This is a genomic window from Stenotrophomonas sp. 59 (assembly GCF_030291095.1).
In the GTDB taxonomy this organism is placed as follows: domain Bacteria; phylum Pseudomonadota; class Gammaproteobacteria; order Xanthomonadales; family Xanthomonadaceae; genus Stenotrophomonas; species Stenotrophomonas maltophilia_Q.
In genome coordinates this window covers 484,894-501,674 of sequence record NZ_CP127408.1, presented here as the reverse complement: position 1 = coordinate 501,674, position 16,781 = coordinate 484,894, and the positions used below count along the sequence as shown (strand labels likewise).

At 67.0% G+C, this 16,781-nt stretch carries 15 protein-coding genes; 2 read left to right on the top strand and 13 right to left on the bottom strand.

The features are described 5' to 3' along the window. Nucleotides 1-97: 97 nt before the first annotated feature. From QP552_RS02220 to QP552_RS02180, 9 genes are all read right to left on the bottom strand, one after another. The gene (locus QP552_RS02220; RefSeq protein WP_286074850.1) at nt 98-1,747 is read right to left on the bottom strand and encodes a CsgG/HfaB family protein; all 1,650 of its coding nucleotides are present in this window, start codon (nt 1,745-1,747) and stop codon (nt 98-100) included. A gap of 16 nt (nt 1,748-1,763) precedes the next feature. Beyond that, a complete protein-coding gene (locus QP552_RS02215) occupies nt 1,764-2,441 on the bottom strand; it encodes a hypothetical protein (RefSeq protein WP_286074849.1) in 678 nt (225 codons plus the stop codon). Nucleotides 2,442-2,576: 135 nt separating this feature from the next. Then, nucleotides 2,577-3,677: a hypothetical protein gene (locus tag QP552_RS02210; protein WP_005407892.1), complete on the bottom strand. Its 1,101-nt coding sequence runs from the start codon at nt 3,675-3,677 to the stop codon at nt 2,577-2,579. Further along, nucleotides 3,668-4,864, bottom strand: coding sequence for a hypothetical protein (locus QP552_RS02205; protein ID WP_111111699.1), 1,197 nt, complete (start codon nt 4,862-4,864; stop codon nt 3,668-3,670). Before QP552_RS02205 ends, QP552_RS02210 begins: the two co-directional genes overlap by 10 nt. Before the next feature lie 107 nt (nt 4,865-4,971). Then, the gene (locus tag QP552_RS02200; RefSeq protein WP_111111700.1) at nt 4,972-6,234 is read right to left on the bottom strand and encodes a sigma-70 family RNA polymerase sigma factor; all 1,263 of its coding nucleotides are present in this window, start codon (nt 6,232-6,234) and stop codon (nt 4,972-4,974) included. Nucleotides 6,235-6,279: 45 nt separating this feature from the next. Continuing rightward, the gene (locus QP552_RS02195) at nt 6,280-6,636 is read right to left on the bottom strand and encodes a DUF1428 domain-containing protein (protein WP_106551250.1); all 357 of its coding nucleotides are present in this window, start codon (nt 6,634-6,636) and stop codon (nt 6,280-6,282) included. Between the two features lie 23 nt (nt 6,637-6,659). Next, the gene (locus QP552_RS02190; protein WP_106551249.1) at nt 6,660-7,070 is read right to left on the bottom strand and encodes a VOC family protein; all 411 of its coding nucleotides are present in this window, start codon (nt 7,068-7,070) and stop codon (nt 6,660-6,662) included. 34 nt (nt 7,071-7,104) lie between these two features. After that, complete coding sequence (locus QP552_RS02185) at nt 7,105-7,527, bottom strand: VOC family protein (protein WP_106551248.1); 423 nt, start codon at nt 7,525-7,527, stop codon at nt 7,105-7,107. A 67-nt stretch (nt 7,528-7,594) separates the two neighbouring features. After that, nucleotides 7,595-8,008, bottom strand: coding sequence for a YciI family protein (locus tag QP552_RS02180; protein WP_111111701.1), 414 nt, complete (start codon nt 8,006-8,008; stop codon nt 7,595-7,597). Nucleotides 8,009-8,734: 726 nt separating this feature from the next. Here QP552_RS02180 and QP552_RS02175 point away from each other — a divergent pair. Beyond that, nucleotides 8,735-9,142: a YciI family protein gene (locus tag QP552_RS02175; RefSeq protein ID WP_106551254.1), complete on the top strand. Its 408-nt coding sequence runs from the start codon at nt 8,735-8,737 to the stop codon at nt 9,140-9,142. Here the strand turns inward: QP552_RS02175 and QP552_RS02170 are convergent. Further along, nucleotides 9,120-11,201 carry a gluconolaconase gene (locus QP552_RS02170; RefSeq protein ID WP_286074846.1) on the bottom strand — a complete coding sequence of 694 codons (2,082 nt, stop codon included), beginning with the start codon at nt 11,199-11,201 and terminating at the stop codon, nt 9,120-9,122. The two genes, QP552_RS02175 and QP552_RS02170, sit on opposite strands and share 23 nt — an antisense overlap. Nucleotides 11,202-11,365: 164 nt before the next feature. Between QP552_RS02170 and QP552_RS02165 the strand changes: the two genes are divergently transcribed. Then, nucleotides 11,366-12,886: a hypothetical protein gene (locus QP552_RS02165; protein ID WP_286074845.1), complete on the top strand. Its 1,521-nt coding sequence runs from the start codon at nt 11,366-11,368 to the stop codon at nt 12,884-12,886. A gap of 37 nt (nt 12,887-12,923) precedes the next feature. Here the strand turns inward: QP552_RS02165 and QP552_RS02160 are convergent, their stop codons facing one another. The 3 genes from QP552_RS02160 to cycA form a co-directional block, all read right to left on the bottom strand. Beyond that, a complete protein-coding gene (locus tag QP552_RS02160; RefSeq protein ID WP_111113188.1) occupies nt 12,924-13,886 on the bottom strand; it encodes a transposase in 963 nt (320 codons plus the stop codon). Between the two features lie 306 nt (nt 13,887-14,192). Further along, on the bottom strand, nt 14,193-14,969 hold the full coding sequence (locus QP552_RS02155) for a lytic transglycosylase domain-containing protein (protein ID WP_286074844.1): 777 nt from the start codon (nt 14,967-14,969) through the stop codon (nt 14,193-14,195). A 386-nt stretch (nt 14,970-15,355) separates the two neighbouring features. After that, on the bottom strand, nt 15,356-16,729 hold the full coding sequence (cycA, locus tag QP552_RS02150) for a D-serine/D-alanine/glycine transporter (RefSeq protein WP_099552541.1): 1,374 nt from the start codon (nt 16,727-16,729) through the stop codon (nt 15,356-15,358). Nucleotides 16,730-16,781 lie beyond the last annotated feature (52 nt).

Here is a 16,781-nt window from a genome sequence, read left to right as displayed (position 1 = left end):
GTTCCACGCCATGCGTGGATGACGGAAACACGAAGGGGTCAGATCCCTTTCCCGGCGGGAAAGGGCTCTGACCCCATCTGTGTGTTGCTTGAGTCTGTTACCAGTTCGGGTCTTCTGCCGGGGCGGCGGCCGCCTTGGGCTTCGGCTTGGCGGCCGGGCGTGCGGCTGCGGGAGTGGCCGAGGCAGTCGCGCCTGCGGCGGCGGCAGCCGGCTTGCTGCCCAGCTTCTGGCGCAGTTCGATCTGGCCCGGGCGGAAGCCGCCGCGCATCGCGTCGACGCCGTCTTCGATGGTGCCGTAGGACGTCTGTGCGGCCACGCGGTCGATGCGGATGGTGCAGCACGGGTGTTCGCTGCGGCCCAGCGAGCGGCCGGTCTGCGGGTCCTTCAATTCTTCGCCCAGGCGCACGGCCTGCCAGCGTTGGCCCGCCTGCAGCGTTTCGCCGCCCTGGCTCAATACCACCTGGTCGCCGTCCACCGAGACCACCGACACCGGGAACAGCGTGGTGACGATGGTGGTGCCGATCTGGCCGGACAGCGATTCCATCATCGCCGCGGCCATGCTGCGGCCGTTGACCACGCGCGGCAGGGTGCTGGGGCCGGTCGAGGCCAGCTGGTGGTCGAAGCTGTCGGACATCACCACCTGGCCGGTGGTGGCGTTGATCAGGCGCAGGGTGATGCGGCCGCCACCGGAGTACGAGGTCACCTGGCGGTCGGACATGCGCAGGTTGCGCACGCTGCGCGGGTACTCGAAGCGTTCGATGGTCGGGATCAGGATCAGGTCGGTCGCCAGCTGCTGGCCCACACGCGCGGTGTCCTGCAGGCGCACGTTGCCGCTGTTGATGTGGTCGATCTCGGCCTGCAGTTCGTCGCCGAACTCGCGGTCCAGCACGATGAAGCGCTGGGTCTGGGTCAGCGTGTCGGACAGGCGCGCACGGATCGCGTCGGCCACTTCATCGGCATCCACGCGGCCATCGCCCACGGCGTAGCTGCCGGCCTTCGTGCGCGGCAGGGCGACCACGATCTTCGGCTTGCCCTGCTCGTCCGGCGCACGGTACTGGGCGATCTGCGCACGCACGCGCACCTTCCAGTAGCTGCGCATGCTGCGATGGGTCACGTCGGAATCGAACGAGCTGGCGCCACGCTTGGCGTCAACACTCACCTTCTCGTCGTAGCTTTCCCTGACGCTGGCCGAGGCCGAACCGCTCTTGGCCGAGGCTTCGCCGGACGCATTGGCCGACGCCGAGCCCTTGAAGCTCCAGCCTTCATCGCTGGCGCGCACGCGGGCGATGGTTTCCTCGTCCAGCTGCCGCACTTCATCCTGCGACAGGATTTCATAGCCCAGCACCGCGCCCTGCGAGCCGGCGATCATCTGCTGGGTGAACGCGTCGGCGCGGATATCGCCGACGTGTTCGCCATCCACATCCACATGCAGGCCTGCACGCAGGCTCTGCATCTGGCTGGCCACGCGTACGCCGTTGACCTGCGCCACGGCCGACTGCAGCGCTGCCAGCACCGCCAGTTCCGGGGTGCTGCCGATGCCGTCGGCTTCACGCGCAACCTGGGTGGTGCCGCCGAAATCCGGCGTGCCACGCAGGGGCGCTGCTTCCACTGGCGCATTGCTGGCCAGCGCACTGGTTGCCTTGTCCTTGGCGGGTGCAGGCGCGGCGGCCGGGGTGTCCTGCTTGCCGCAGGCTGCAAGCAGCGCGGCGGCCAGGCCCAGGCCGATCAAACGGGTTGTCGTACGCATGGAGATTCGCCTCGGATCAGATCGAGTCGAGCATCGAATCGGCGTTGGACGGCACCTTCACCTTGCTCTTCTTGGCAAAGGTCACGGCCGACTTGGTCGAACCGTACAGGCCCTGGATGAAGCCCGGCGATTCCTTGGCCACCCATGCGCCCGCTGCCAGCTTGCGGCCAACAGTGGCCAGCTGGGTCGCGCCCAGGTTCTTCATGCCGGCGGTGAAGTTGCTGGCTTCGCCGCCCAGCTTCTGGGCTTCGGCAGCCGAAGACAGCAGCGAGACCAGGCCTTCGGCGTAGTGCTGCTTGGATTCAGCGTTCAGTTCCGGCTGTGCGGCCTGGCGCTCGTTGATCGCGGCCTGCGCAGCTTCGCTGACCGACACCGACTTCTTCATCGCATCGACGCTGACCGAACCCGACGACAGCGCCTGGCGCTCGGCTTCCAGCAGCTGCACCTGCTCGGCCAGGCCGAAGGCGCGGGCGAACGAAGTCTGGGCCTGCAGCGAGTGCGACTGCGAGCTGACGAAACGGCGCACCAGTGCTTCCTGCGCGGCCTCATCCGGAGCGGCGGCGCTGGAGGCGCTGCTGCTGGAGGTACCGGTGGCGGCACCGGCCAGGTCCTTCAGCTTGCCCAGGCCAGCGTGGGCCGGCATCGACAGGGTGGCGGCAGCGATGGCCACGACAAGAGCGGTATTGCGGATCATGGGATTTCCTTTATGAGAAAGACGGCCGCAGCGCGGCACGCGAGATCGGAGATAGCAGCGAGTCAGTGCCGAGCAAGCTCGGCACCCACCAGAGCCGGTAGCGCCGGGCCATGCCCGGCGAGCGCAGCGGTAACGTCAGCGGACTGCCTTGACGTTCAGTTCGTTGATCATCTGCTGGGCGGCCTTCTCGGCGGCGAGCTGCAGGGCGTTGGTGCGGGCGACGGTTTCATTCGGGCCGGTGCCGGAGAACTGCACCGGGCCCACCGACGAGACGGTGCGCGGGAAGCGACCGGTCACGTCCAGCACCTTGCCGGTGACGGTGACGAACACGCGGGTGTTGCCGCTGGCCGGGTCGCGGTCGCGCATGCCGACGTCGAGGGTACCGACGGCGATGTACGGGATGTTGGCCGCACGGATGCCGTTGGCGGTATCACGCAGGGTGGCGGCAGACAGGTCGTTGCCGGTGCTGAAATCCTTGCGGATGCGCTCGATGCTCAGCAGGCCGCGCGATTCGCCTTCCACGTACTCGGCTTCAACCACTTCGTAGCCGGCGGCGCTGAAGGCACCGGTCATCGCGGTGTTGACCTCGGCCGCGTTGGCCACCTTCCAGCTGATGTTGTCGCTGCGCTGGGTGGTGCTGCCGCCGCTGGTGACCGACACCGAACCATTCTGGTTGATGCTGCCGTTGGTGCTGACCGAGTTGCCGCGGAAGCTGTCGCCTTCACGGGTGTTCTCGCTGTAGCTGCTGCTGGCATCGACGCGGCGGTATTCCTTGTCCTGGAACGACTGCACGGTGTCCTGCGAGCGTGCCATGAACAGGAAGGTCAGCAGCGAGCGCTGCGCGGCGGTGGCACCGGCCACGGCCGAACCCGCGTCCAGCTTGGTCTGCAGCAGCGTGGTGTTGATCTCGGCGCGGACGGTGACGGTATAGGTCTTTGCCTTCTTGTCTTCGGTGTCCGACAGCGGCACGGCGCTGAGCACATAGCGGTCGATCTCGCCGATGAACTCGGCGCGGCGGGCTTCGAACAGGCGCAGCTTGGCCGCACCGGTTTCAGCGATGTACGCCTCCAGTGCATTGACCTTGGCCTTGTTCAGGGCCTGGGCGCGGGTGTCGGCGCTCAGGCGCAGGCCATAGCTGGCCGAACCGGTACCACGCGAGCTGGCGGTCTGTGCGGCGACCGGCGAGGCCACCACCAGGGCGATGAGGATGAGCAGGATGGTACGCATCAACGACATGACTTGATCAACTCCTGGAGGGCTTGGGTCTGCTGCTGCAACGGGCGGCCGCCCGGCTTCTGTTCGTCCAGCCATGCACGCGAATCGGCGCGCTTGGCGGCGGCGCCGGCGAAGGCGTCGAAGCCGGCCAGCAGGGTTTCGTAGCTGGCCGACCACTGGTCGACCTGCCACTGCGTGACCGGTACCACCTTGGTGGCCCCCTTGCGCAGCGGCTGTTCGAAATAGACCTTGCCGGAGAACGGCTCGGTCACCTTCGCGGTGAAGAAGGCGCCGAACAGCATCGTCTTCATCGCCGGGGTTTCTTCAATCACGCCGTTCTTCAGCGCATCGACCTGCACGCTGATGACGTAGTCCGGCTCGGGAATCTTCAGCTGGTAGACCTTGCCATCGGCAAAGCGCGCGGCCATCGCACCGCCGATCGCCTGGCCCGAGGCCGGCGGCAGCAGGCCGACGCCGGTGTTGGACGACAGCGTCTTGGACAGCTCATGGGCCAGCGTTGCACGCAGCGGGCCTTCCCACTTCGGGTCCGGCAGCTTGCCGCGTGCCGCATCGGACAGCGTCACGCCGCCCACCTGCAGGCGGCGCACCGCCGCGTCGGGCAGGCGGGCCTGGGTGAGGCTGGTGGCAAGGACCTGGGACAGGCTGGTGGCAGCATTGCCGTACAGCAGATCGGCGACGATCGCGTCGATATCGTCGTTGTCAGGACGGTAATCCTGCACGTCGATGCGCTGCAGGGTCAGCGGATAGGACGCAATCACCTGGCGCTCGCGGAAATCGAAGAAGAGCGCCTGCAGGGCCACTTCCACCAGGACCTTGTACTGGTTGCCGATCGGCTCGACCGAAACCAGTTCGCGGTCCAGCGCGGCGGCCAGCACAGTCGCGCTGGTGGTGCCGTCGAGCATCGCCACCGGCTGGTCGATCAGTTCCAGGTTCGCCGGCGGCCGGCGCTTGAGCGCCTGCGCCAGGGTCTGGTTCAGCGGAATCAGGCCGCGCTTTTCCAGCACGGCATGCGCATGCGGCGTGGTCGCCTGCACGGCAGCGGCATCAGCGGTATAGGCAAAACCGGCCCAGTAGGCCTGCTGCGATTTGTCTGCAGCCTGCGCGGCGATCGGCCATACGGCCAGGCACAGGGCACAGGCAAGCAGGCGCGCAAAAGCGCGCGATGCGCTCTTCGTCCTTGAATACATCCAACCGCTCCTCGGTCAATACGCACGGAACGCGGACGCTCATGCGCCCACTGGGCGCGAAACATAGCCGCTCACGCGCCTGCCGACAAGTGCTGCGTTCGTCGCAGTCACTCCTGGGGCGGCAGTCCGGCCCGTTGCCGCAGCAGGCCCCGCTCCGCCTGGTTCTGGCTGAGTCTGGCGGCTTCGGCAAAAGCGTGACGTGCGTCGAGGTCACGCCCCAGCGCCTGTAGTACCTCCCCGCGGACTACCTGCAGAGGGGCGTAGTCGCGCAGGCGTGCATCCACCAGCAGCGGCTGCAGTTGTGCCCATGCAGCGAACGCGCCCTCGCTGCGCAGCACCGCCACGACCCGGTTCAATGCGACAACCGGCGAAGGCATCACCTGCAGCAACCGGGTATAGAGCGAAGCGATACGCGGCCAGTCGGTGGCTTCAGCCCGACGCGCAGCCGCATGGCAGGCGGCAATGCGCGCCTGCAGCACATAGGGGTCGTCGCCGCCACCGGCCGCCAGCGCGCGGGCCAGCACCTGCTGCCCACGCTCGATCTGCAACCAGTCCCAGCGGGCTCGGTTCTGCTGGTCCAGCAACACCGGCGCGCCCTGCGCGTCGGTCCGTGCCGCAGCGCGCGATGCCTGTAGTTCCATCAGCGCCAGCAGGCCCAGAACCGGCGGTACCGGCAGCCGATGTGCCAGGATGCGCGCCAGCCGCAGCGCTTCCTCGCACAACGCCGGTCGCATCCAGTCATCGCCGGCGCTGGCCGCATAGCCTTCATTGAAGACCAGGTAGATCGCCTCCAGCACCGACGCCAGCCGCTCGGGCATCGCCTCCGCGCGCGGCACTTCATAGGGCACCTGCTTCTGCACCAGCGTGCGCTTGGCGCGCACGATGCGCTGGGCGATGGTCGGCTCGGGCTGCAGGAAACCACGCGCGATCTCGGTGGTGGTCAGGCCACCGAGCAGGCGCAGGGTCAGTGCCACCCGCGCATCGGCAGGCAGCACCGGGTGGCAGGCCACGAACATCAGGCGCAGCAGGTCGTCACCCAGGTCATCTTCCAGCGCCTGGCTGTCATCCGGCGCCGGCAGGGGGGCCGGATGCAGTTCGTCACCCCATTGCGCGTGCTGCTGCGCCACGCGCTGGTGCTGGCGCAGCACATCGATGGCACGGTTGCGCGCAGTGGTCATCAGCCAGGCTCCGGGATTGTCCGGGATGCCCTGCTCCGGCCAGCGCTCCAGCGCGGCCAGCCAGGTGTCCTGGGCCAGCTCCTCGGCACGGCCGACATCGCCCCCGAGCAGCCGCGCCAGGCGCGCGATCAACACCGGCGACTCCATCCGCCAGAGGGTTTCCAGACGCTGTGTCAGTGCGGGATCGAGCATGCGCCGATCACAGCACGCACGCCCGGCCCGCACAAGCGCCGCAACTCACGCTTCCACAATCGGCTTGAAGCCACCCCAGAACATGCGCCTGGTATCGAACGGCATGTCCTTCGGGCCCAGCGACGCCAACCGTGGGTCGGCCATCACCTTCGCGTTGATGCGGTCGCGTGCCGCACGCGAGCGGAACACCACGAAGGCGACGATCACCGTTTCACCGGGCCTGGCCTTCACCGCGCGCGGGAACGACGTGCTCTTGCCTGGTTCCACGTCGTCGGCCACGCACTCCATGTACTGCAGCGCGCCATGGTCCTTCCACACCGCGCCGGCCTTGCGGGCAAGGCGGCGGTAAGCCGCCACCTTGTCCTGCGGGCACGGCAGAACGTAAGCATCCACGTAAGCCATGAGGGTTCTCCCTGCGGCGACCGTCAGCCCGGCTCGCCGTCCATGTGTGCGATTTCCCAGAGATGGCCATCCAGATCCTGGAAGCCGCGCTGGTACATGAAGCCGTAGTCACGCGCTGGCTGCGGTTCGCTGGCACCGGCTGCCAGTGCCTTGTCCACCATCACGTCCACCGCCTTGCGGCTGTCCGCCGACAGGCAGGTGATCACCTCGGTGTGGCTGTGCGCATCGGCAATCGCCTTGTTGGTGAACTGCCTGAAGAACGGCTGGGTCAGCAGCATCACGAAGATGCTCTCGCTGATGACCATGCAGGCCGCATCGTCGTTGGTGAAGGTCGGGTTGAAGCTGTAGCCCAGCGCGGCGAAGAAGGCCTTGGATGCGTTGAGATCCTGCACGGGCAGGTTGACGAAGATCATCTGCGGTTGCGGCGCACTCATCGGTAAAGCTCCTTGTGGATGAAGGAAAGAGGAATCAGGGCTGCTTCATGCAGTTGACCATCCACGGCTTGCCGTAGCGATCGATCAACATGCCCCAGCGGTGCGCCCAGAACGTTTCGGCGATCGGCATCTGCACCTGGCCACCTTCGGCCAGCGCGGCGAACACGCGCTCGGCTTCCTCGATGCTGTCGACATCGACATTGATGGTGGTCGAGCCACCCTCGCCACCGCCGGGGCCATCGGCGGCCATCAGGATGGCGTTGCCGATCTCCAGCTGGCTGTGTGCGACGTGGTCGAGGGTTTCCGGCGGCATCTCGTTGCAGCCCGGCGAGCCATCGGAGGGCGGCATGTCGCGGTACTTCATTTCCGACGTGACCTGGCCACCGAGTGCCTTGGCGTAGAACGCCATCGCATCGTGGGCCTGGCCGCTGAAGCCGAGGAAGGGAATCAGTTTCATGGCACTACTCCGTTGAGGGTTTCAGGGCGGCAGCGCCGGGCCATGCCCGGCGGGGAAATGGATCGGATCAACCTTCCAGCTGTGCACGCAGACGCTGTTCCTGCTGCTGTAAGTCGGGGGTGAAGGCTTCACCGAAGTCTTCGGCGGTGATCAGGGGGCGCAGTTCCAGCGTGCCCCCGCTACCGAACGGCGCGCGGCTGGCCCACTCGACGGCCTCCTCCAGCGAGCGCACGTCCCACAGCCAGAATCCGGCGATCTGCTCGCTGGCGGGGCCGAACGGGCCAGCCTCGACCCTGGGTGCGCCGTTACCGAAATGAATGCGGCGACCGCGCTGGGTGGCGTGCAGGCCTTCACCGGCCAGCATGATGCCGGCGGCCACGAGTTGTTCGTTGAAGGCGCCCATTTCGGACAGTTCCTGTTCGCTGGGCATGCGGCCGGCTTCGGAGTCGGCGTTGGCCTTCACGATCACCATTACTTTCATTGCAGTCTCCCGTGGGGACGCGTGGTGCGTGCCCTTCACTGGGTACAACGAACCAGGGGGCTGGGAATCGACACGTCTGTTGGAATTTTTTTCTTCCGCAGAAAGCGTGCCTTCGGCGGGGGGCGGCGAACGGCGGAGCCCCTCCGTGGTGGGGTTGGGTTGGTCGCTGAAGGCTGGGTTCATGGGTTTGGCCGGGTGGGGAGGCAGGGCAGGGGGCGCTGCAAGTACGTCCATGTAAGCTCGGTCGCCGCATCCATGCGGCTCACGCCCCTGCCCTGCCTCCCCACCCGACCTTGGACAGTTTCCTGCCTCCGGCACGCACCACGGGAAGATCAAGAAAAAAGGCAAAAGCAAAAACAACGGCAACGGCGGTTGGCTGGCGGCCTCGGCTTTGTGAGCGAAGCGACCCGCTTTTGCTCTTGCTTGTGATTTCCCGTGGTGGGTCAGCCGCAGAGATCTGTCCAAGGCCGGGTGGGTAGGCGGGGCGGGGGTGTCCGCGGCATGGATGCCGCGGCCAAGCCCCCAAGGAAGGGTTTACGGCGTCCCCCGACCCGCCTACCCACCCGGCAAAGCCCATGAACCCAGCCTTCAGCGACCAACCCAACCCCACCACGGAGGGGCTCCGCCGTTCGCCGATCCCCGCCGAAGGCGCGCCTCCCGCGCTGCAACATGCCCACGCGCAGACCTGCGCCATCATGGGCACCCCGCCCCCGCCAGGACCGTGCCATGCAGCAGTACCTGCTTCTGATCTACATCGAGCCTGCCCTGCTGCAGGCGCTGCCCATCGAAGAATTCAATGCGCTGATGCGCGACTGCCTCGCCCACGCCGACAAACTGCAGGCCGAAGGCACGCTGCTGGCCGCACAGAAACTGCAGCCGGTCGACACCGCGCAGACCCTGCGCGTGCGCGAGGGCCACAGTCGCGTACTGGATGGCCCGTTCGCCGAAACCCGTGAACTGCTGGCCGGCTTCAACCTGATCGTTGCCCGCGACCGCGACGAAGCCATGCGCATCGCCCGCGACTTCCCGTGGGCACGCTTCGGCAGCATCGAAGTGCGGCCGCTGGAAGACATGGACGCCGAGCGCGAACGCTGCGGCGCCCCGGCCGCGGCTATGGCAGCAGCCGTACCCTGATCTCGCGCGGGCCGATGCCTTCGTTGCCGCTGTAATCGCGCACGCTGGCACGCACGACGTACTCGCCCGGCGGGAGCGCTGCCGGCTGCCAGCGGCCGGTTTCCATCAGGCCATCGCGCACGGTGTTGGTCGCCAGGTAGCGGAAACGGGTCACCGCGCTGCCATGCACGGTGATGCCGCTGTCCGGCGCGTAGGCCACGCGCACGGCCTCCCGCTGCGGCGGCATGCGGTTGAACACGATGTTCCAGCGCGGCTGCTCGTAGCCCTGCAGCGGTTGACCGCCCGCATCGAGGATCTGGTAGCCCACCTGGTACATGCCCAGGCGGCGTCGTGGCAGGTTGTTGTCGACCTGGTCCCAGGCCTCCACCACGATCTGCACGCCGCGTCCCTTGCGCGCCACCATCACCACGCCATCGCTGCCTGCGGCCATTGGCTGGTCGTTGTCGTCCAGCAGCGCCACATCGGTGATGCGCGGTGCGAAGTGGTCGGCATAGTTGTGGAAGCCCAGTGCCACGGCGTTGGTCTCGAAACCACCGGTGCCGACGGCCAGGTGCACGTGCGCCTGGTTGTTGATGCTGCCCAGGCGGTCACCAACGTGGATGCGCATGCCACGACGCACGCGCATCCGCTCCAGCCTGCCCTGCTCGTCGTACAGCGCCTGCCAGCGCGCATCGAACGGTTCATTGCGCGGGGTGCGCCCCACCCGCATGTGGATGTACTTGAGGCGGTCCACCGCCAGGCCCTCGGCCTGTTCACCCAGACTCCAGGCCGCCATCGGGCTGCTGATCTTGCCATCGGCGATCGCCAGCACGGTCTGGCCCACATCACCGCGCACGTCGAAGCCCCCGTGCAGGTGATGGCGACTCTCGCCCTTGAAGTTGCCGCGCACTTCGCCGAGCGTGCCGACCACCTCGTGCCAGCCATCCTGCGGGGCAAGCGGCCAGCGCCCGCCGGTATCGGGCAACGCGGCATCGGCGGCCGGGCCGACCAGCGCCGGTGCGGGCAGTTCCCCCACCGGTAGCGGGCGCAGGCGGTGCAGGCGATAGGCCGTCGCGTCGGCCACCAGCACGCTGCCGTCGGCGTCCATCGCCAGGCCACTGGGGCGGGCCAGGCGTGGCAGTCGACCGTTGCCGACCAGTGCGATCTGGTGGCCCTGCGGCGTCACCTGCACGATGCGGCCATCCATGTCGCCCACGTACAGCACGCCATCGTGGGTGGTGGCCAACGACAGCGGCCCATTGATCACGCCACCACCACCCACCACGGTGCTGACCGTGCCATCGGCACCGACGCGGCGCACCGCGTTGTTGAACAGGTCGGCCACCAGCAACGCGCCCTGCGCGTCGAAGGCCAGTGCCACCGGCGTATCGAAGCGCGCCGCGGCGCCCACGCCATCGGCCATTCCCGGGCGCTCACCACCGGCCAGGGTGCGCACCGTGCCGTCGGTACCGATCACCCGGATACGGTCGTTGTAGGTGTCAGCCACGTAGACCTGGCCCTGCGCGTCCACTGCGATGCCCATCGGTGCATCGAAGCGCGCCTGCGCGGCCGCTCCATCGGCATGGCCCTGTTCACCACCGGCCAGCGTGCTGACCTGGCCATCGGTGCCGATGCGGCGGATCGCGTGGTTGCCGGTGTCGGCCACGTACAGGTTGCCCTGCACATCGGCCGCGATGCCCGAAGGCGAATTGAAGCTGGCCTGCAACGCCGGGCCATCAACGCGTCCCTCGCCCTGCCCGGCTACGGTTTCGACGCGGCCATCGGGCAGGCGGCGGCGGATCCGGTTGTTGTCGCCGGCATCGGTGAAGTAGATGCTGCCATCGGCGCCGCGCAGCAGTGAATACGGGTCGGCGAAGCGCGCCTGCGCGGCGGCACCGTCGCGGTCACCCGGATGACCATCGCCGGCAAGCGGCTCGATCTGCGCAGTCCAGGCCAGCGGCGTGGGCGCGGGGCCTGCGGGTTCAGCCAGCGTGTGCAGCGGTGCCTCCCACCAGGTCGCCGCCAGTGCCACTGCCGTTGCCAACGCCACGCCTGCCGCCATCCATTGCCACCGTGCCATCGCGCTGCGCTACCTGCTGCTGTGTGAAGAGGTACCGACAATAGACGCTGCGCACGGGATGCGCCACGGCCAATCGTGCGGCCGGATACCAGAGTTCCATGCACCGCGCTTGTTCTCGTTGGCCACAGCAGGTTCAATGCGGTTCCCACGGATGGAGATCCTCCATGCCCCGCACGCTCCCCCTCGCCGCCCTGCTGATCGCCACGCTGGCCAGCACGCCCGTGTCCGCCTCGATCACGGTGGCACCCCAGAAGCCGTCGGTCACCAGCGACGCGGTACACATGGCCTACGCCACGCACTGGGATGAGGCGATCCAGCAGTCGCGCAGCGGCAACACGCTGGGGGCGCTGATTGCCATGGAGCGGCTGATGGAGGATCCGCTGCTGGATGACTTCGACGCCGAGCGACGGGGCCGTGCCTCGCAGGTGGCCGGCTGGACCGCACTGATGCAGAAGAAGCCGGCCCAGGCCCGCCGCTATCTGCAGCGGGCGGAGGAAGCGCTGCCCGACGATGCGCAGATCCTGCTCACCCGGATGTCGGTGGAACTGTCCGAGGACAAGCCTGCGGTGGCCACCCGTTACCTGGTACAGGCGCTGAAACATGCCGACGAACCCGTGCCACTCGAACACCAGGTGATCGGCTACCTGCAGTACCGCCTGCGCGATCAGCCACGACAGCGCATGGACCTGCTGCAGGCGCTGTTCGACAACGGCTGGAAGCGCGGTGGCCTGGAGCCGGCCGGACTGTGGCTGGCGCTGGCCACGCTGCAGGCGGAGAACGGCCGCGGCGACGCCATTCCGGCCACGCTGGCCCGCATCGACAGCCCGGCCGAGATCATCCAGCTGCGCAGCGACAAGCGCTTCGACCGTTACGTCGACCGTGCCGATCCGCGCTTCGACCCGGTACAGGTCGCGCAGAAGCACCTGGACGACCTGCGGGTGTCCGGCCTGCTTGATCGCAAGCTGGACGCGCGCATGGCCCAGTTCAGCGTCACGCTGCTGATGCTGGACCGCAATGAGGAAGTGCTGGCGCTGACCGACGGCATGGCCCGTGCGGCCGCCGAAGGTGAATCGCCGTCGGCGGTGGAAGCCGAATGGGTGGCGTGGCTGCTCAACAGCCGGTTCACCGCGTTGCGCCGGCTGGGCCGCACTGACGATGCCCTGGCGGCGGCGCAACAGGCGGCCCGCATCGGCGCACTCGGCCCGGACGACATCGAACACCGGTTGAATGTCGCCTTCGTGTTCACCTCACTGGACCGCATGCAGGATGCAGCGCAGGCCGTGAAGGACCTCCCCGGTCTCGGCGCCTACGGCAAAGCCGCACAAGCCCTGGTGCAGTTCGCTGCCGCCCGCGAACGCGGCGATGCCCAGGCAATGGAAGCCGCACGCTCGGTGATCCTCGCCCAGCGCGACGACGCGCGCCTGTTCCATCGCGAGATGCTGCTGGACGAAGGCGACCTGGATGGCGCAGCCGCAGTGCTGATCGAACAGCTGCGCTCCCCCACCGACCGTGGCGAGACGCTGGCCAGCCTGCAGGACATGCGCACCTATCCGTCACTGCCGGGCGACGTGAAGATCGATGCGGCCTGGCGTGCGCTCAAGCAACGCGCCGATGTGCAGGCCGAGGTTGCCCGTCTTGGCCGCATCGAGCGCTACGAACTGGTCAGCACCTCGACCTCGCGCTGAGCGCATTTCCTGTAGAGCCGAGATCCTATGTTCGCGGTCAAGCCCGCTGGAAGCAGGCTTGACCCACTTTCAGCATGGCTGGATCGAAATCCCGACCACTTTTGAAGACGCCCCACGCAATCTTGGCCAGCTTTCTGGCCAGGATGTTGAAGCTGGCGGTGCTGCTATGGCCGCGCTCGCGGATGGCGGTGTAAAGAGGTTTGCCCCCTTTCGAGCGGGTCAGGCCCATGGCTGCCATGTAAAGAATCTGGCGCAGGCTGGCGCTGCCACGCTTGGACAGACGCCGTCTGCCGATGCGGGCGCCGGACTCGTTGGGTCGCGGATCCAGGCCGGTGCAGGCAATCCAGGCATCTGCGCTGGCCAAGGGCCAGCGTGTGATGTGATGGGTGATGAAGGCGGCCACCGTCGGTCCGATCCCCGGGATGGTCATGATCCGCCGATACAGGTCGCACTGTTCACCCGTGCGGCACAGCTGCTGGATCTGCTGGTCCAGCGAGGCGATGGCCTCTTTCAGAGCGCTGAAAATATGCGCGAAGCTGGCAGACCGTGGTGCATCCGGACCCAGCGATAGAGTGAGCTTCGCCTTGCTCCGGACCAGGCTGTCACGTTGCTGGAGCAGTACATGCAGCCGCTCCTGCGCAGGCGAACGGGCGACATGCTCGTGCAGATTGTCGGCCTCCTTCGCGATGTAGCGCGCGATAACCTGTGCGTCGCCAGAGTCGGTCTTGCCGCGGCAAGCCACCCCTTTGGCGTAATGCTTGATGTCGCGCGGATTAAGCACAAAGACGGCGTGGCCGGCCTTCTGGGCAGATTGAGCCACAAGCTCATGGTAGCGATTGGTCGCCTCCACCCCAATGCGAGACCTGGTCGGCAGGCCAGACAGCCACTTATCGATGGCCGATGCTGAATTGGCGATTCGAGTGCTGCCCTTGGTGCCATGGCGTGCCACCACAAGGCTCTTTGAGTCGGCATCGATACCGACAGCCAAACGATCTGACATCTGCGCAACTCCCAGCTATTGTTGAGGGGCTGGGGTGGTACCGCACCACGTTGGCTTGCCTACATCGGCGGTCCTCAAAGGCCGCTAGATCCTTTATCGACGTTAAGGTGCGGGATGGGGATCGCTCGGCTCGTCTGTCGGCTGGTACCCGCAGATATCATGTTGACGGTCCCTCCACCCTGGTTCCTACATACCTCGTAGGAGCCGGGAGGAACATACAAGCCCATGCTCGGCTGCGCTGACAGCAGCCGAGCATGGGCTCGGCTCTACAACACCCCCCGCAACCGCGCGCACAGCACCGCCTGCCTAGCGCGCGGGCACCTCGGTGCGAATGCCCATCGCTTCGCGGTAGCGTGCGTACAGCGCCATCACCTTGTCCACATAGGCCAGGGTTTCGGCATACGGCGGCACGCCCTTGTAGCGGGTGACCGCACCGATACCGGCGTTGTAGGCCGCCGCCGCCAGCGGCCTGTCACCGTTGTAGCGGCGCAGCAGCGCGCGCATGTAGCGCGCGCCACCATCGATCGACTGCTGCGGCGAGAACGGATCGCGCACACCGAATTCCTGCGCGGTCTCGGGCATCAGCTGCATCACGCCCTGCGCGCCTTTGCTCGAGACCGCCAGCGCATCGAAATTGCTCTCGGCATGGGCAATTGCACGCAGCCAGGCGTCGTCGACGCCGGTGGCCTTGGCGGCGGCCTTGAACTGCTTGGCATGCTGGGCCAGCTGCGGCTTGCCGACCTTGCCAAGGCCCTCGTGGGCGGGCTCACCCGGCGGCGTGGCCACGGTGAACTTCAGGAACACCCGCGAACCGGGCAGGTTGCGGGTGGAATAGACCAGCACGCCATCCTGCTCGCGCTCGTACAGCACACCACTGAACACACCCATGTTGCCCCACAGGTTCGGGGCCTGGATGGCGTTGTCGTCGATTTCCTTCGGGGTGCAACGTGAACCGGGTTCCGGAGCAGTGGCCAGGCTGACGGTGTTGCCCTGCACGCAGCGGTAGACGGTGCGCGCGGCCGCCAGCCCCGGCCATAGGCTGGACAGCAGCAACAGTGCGATGGCGGCAGGGCGGGTAAACATGGCGGCCGGATGATCCGGCCGCGCCCGCTAACGCCAAGTGAATGGGGATAGGGCGGGTACCGGGACCCGCAACGGAACTGGAACTGGCACCGGTAGCTGCACCGGTAGAGTCGACTGTTAGTCGACTATCGCGCGCAGCGCGGGGTTTTGCGGTGGCCCATGGGAGAGCAGTCGACTAACAGTCGACTCTACCGACGTTCCGACGTTCCGACGTTCCGACGTTCCGACGTTCCGACGTTCCGAAGTTCCGACGTTCCGAAGTTCCGACGTTCCGAAGTTCCGATGTTCCGATGTTCCGAAGTTCCGATTTCCGATTTCCGATTTCCGAAGTTCCCGATCTCCAACGTTCGCGATTTCCGGAATTGCCGCCCCCTCCGCATCCCCGGTCATTTCGCCGTTCTGCGTCGCACCCAGTACCCCACGCCCAGCAGCACGAACCACGCCGGGCTGGCGATCAGCGCCTGGCGGGTGTCGCCCTGCAGGCTCAGCAGCACCAGTACGCCGGCGAAGAACACCAGGCAGGCCCAGCACATGGCGACGCCGCCAGGCATCTTGAAGATCGAGGCAGCGTGGCGCTCCGGGTAGCGGCGGCGGTAGACCATGTAGGCCACAAGGATCAGCGACCAGACGAAAATGAAGAGCACGGTGGCCAGCGTGGTCACCAGGGTGAACGCCGTCACCAGGTTCGGGATCAGGTAGATCAGCAACGTGCCGCCCAGCAGGCACAGGCAGGAGAACAGCAGGCCGCGGGCCGGCACCGCCGCGCGTGACAACCGCGACAGCCCACGCGGTGCGTGGCCCTCTTCGGCCAGGCCATACAGCATGCGGCTGGTGGAGAAGATGCCGCTGTTGGCCGAGGACGTGGCCGAGGTCAGCACCACGAAGTTGATCAGGCTGGCGGCGGCGGGAATGCCGGCCAGTACGAACAACTGCACGAACGGGCTCTTGTCCGGCACCACCTGGCGCCACGGGGTGACCGCCATGATCGCGATCAGCGCCAGCACGTAGAAGATGATGATGCGCACCGGGATCGAGTTGATCGCCTTGGGCAGGTTGCGCTCGGGGTCGGCGGTTTCGGCGGCGGTGGTGCCGACCAGCTCGATGCCGACGAAGGCGAACACCGCAATCTGGAAGCCAGCGAAGAAGCCGACCAGCCCCATCGGGAACATGCCACCGTCATTCCACAGGTTCGACAGCGCCGCGGTGTGGCCACTGGGCGAGGTGAAGCCCCACGCCACCAGCCCGGCACCGGTGATGATCAGCGCGCAGATCGCCACGATCTTGATCAGCGCGAACCAGAATTCCATTTCGCCAAACAGCTTCACCGTCACCAGGTTCAACGACAGCAGCAGCATCACGCACGCCAGCGCCGGCTTCCAGGCCTCAAGCCCGGGGAACCAGAACTGCGCGTAGGCGGCAATCGCGATCACGTCGGCGATGGCGGTGACGATCCAGCAGAACCAGTACGTCCATCCGCAGAAAAAGCCGGCCCAGGGGCCGAGCAGGTCGGTGGAGAAGTCGATGAAGGATTTGTAGTTCAGGTTGGACAGCAGCAGCTCGCCCATCGCGCGCATCACGAAGAACAGCATCGCGCCGATGATCAGGTAGACGAAGACGATGGATGGGCCCGCCAGGCTGATGGTCTTGCCCGAGCCCATGAACAGGCCGGTGCCGATGGCACCACCGATGGCGATCAGTTGCAGGTGGCGGTTGGACAGGCTGCGGCGCAGGTGCTCGGGGGGCGTGGCGGGCTCGGTCATGGGCGCGGGAAAGGGGCGGGCGAAGCGTTCGACGGTAGTCCTCCGCGCGTCG

What these genes read in the sequence shown, in the direction of transcription:
- QP552_RS02220 (WP_286074850.1), bottom strand. Translation starts at nt 1,747, where the DNA reads ATGCGTACGACAACCCGTTTGATCGGCCTGGGCCTGGCCGCCGCGCTG.
- QP552_RS02190 (WP_106551249.1), bottom strand. Translation starts at nt 7,070, where the DNA reads ATGAGTGCGCCGCAACCGCAGATGATCTTCGTCAACCTGCCCGTGCAG.
- QP552_RS02205 (WP_111111699.1), bottom strand. Translation starts at nt 4,864, where the DNA reads ATGTATTCAAGGACGAAGAGCGCATCGCGCGCTTTTGCGCGCCTGCTT.
- QP552_RS02200 (WP_111111700.1), bottom strand. Translation starts at nt 6,234, where the DNA reads ATGCTCGATCCCGCACTGACACAGCGTCTGGAAACCCTCTGGCGGATG.
- QP552_RS02185 (WP_106551248.1), bottom strand. Translation starts at nt 7,527, where the DNA reads ATGAAACTGATTCCCTTCCTCGGCTTCAGCGGCCAGGCCCACGATGCG.
- QP552_RS02155 (WP_286074844.1), bottom strand. Translation starts at nt 14,969, where the DNA reads ATGTTTACCCGCCCTGCCGCCATCGCACTGTTGCTGCTGTCCAGCCTA.
- QP552_RS02170 (WP_286074846.1), bottom strand. Translation starts at nt 11,201, where the DNA reads ATGGCACGGTGGCAATGGATGGCGGCAGGCGTGGCGTTGGCAACGGCA.
- cycA (WP_099552541.1), bottom strand. Translation starts at nt 16,729, where the DNA reads ATGACCGAGCCCGCCACGCCCCCCGAGCACCTGCGCCGCAGCCTGTCC.
- QP552_RS02160 (WP_111113188.1), bottom strand. Translation starts at nt 13,886, where the DNA reads ATGTCAGATCGTTTGGCTGTCGGTATCGATGCCGACTCAAAGAGCCTT.
- QP552_RS02165 (WP_286074845.1), top strand. Translation starts at nt 11,366, where the DNA reads ATGCCCCGCACGCTCCCCCTCGCCGCCCTGCTGATCGCCACGCTGGCC.
- QP552_RS02175 (WP_106551254.1), top strand. Translation starts at nt 8,735, where the DNA reads ATGCAGCAGTACCTGCTTCTGATCTACATCGAGCCTGCCCTGCTGCAG.
- QP552_RS02210 (WP_005407892.1), bottom strand. Translation starts at nt 3,677, where the DNA reads ATGTCGTTGATGCGTACCATCCTGCTCATCCTCATCGCCCTGGTGGTG.
- QP552_RS02215 (WP_286074849.1), bottom strand. Translation starts at nt 2,441, where the DNA reads ATGATCCGCAATACCGCTCTTGTCGTGGCCATCGCTGCCGCCACCCTG.
- QP552_RS02195 (WP_106551250.1), bottom strand. Translation starts at nt 6,636, where the DNA reads ATGGCTTACGTGGATGCTTACGTTCTGCCGTGCCCGCAGGACAAGGTG.
- QP552_RS02180 (WP_111111701.1), bottom strand. Translation starts at nt 8,008, where the DNA reads ATGAAAGTAATGGTGATCGTGAAGGCCAACGCCGACTCCGAAGCCGGC.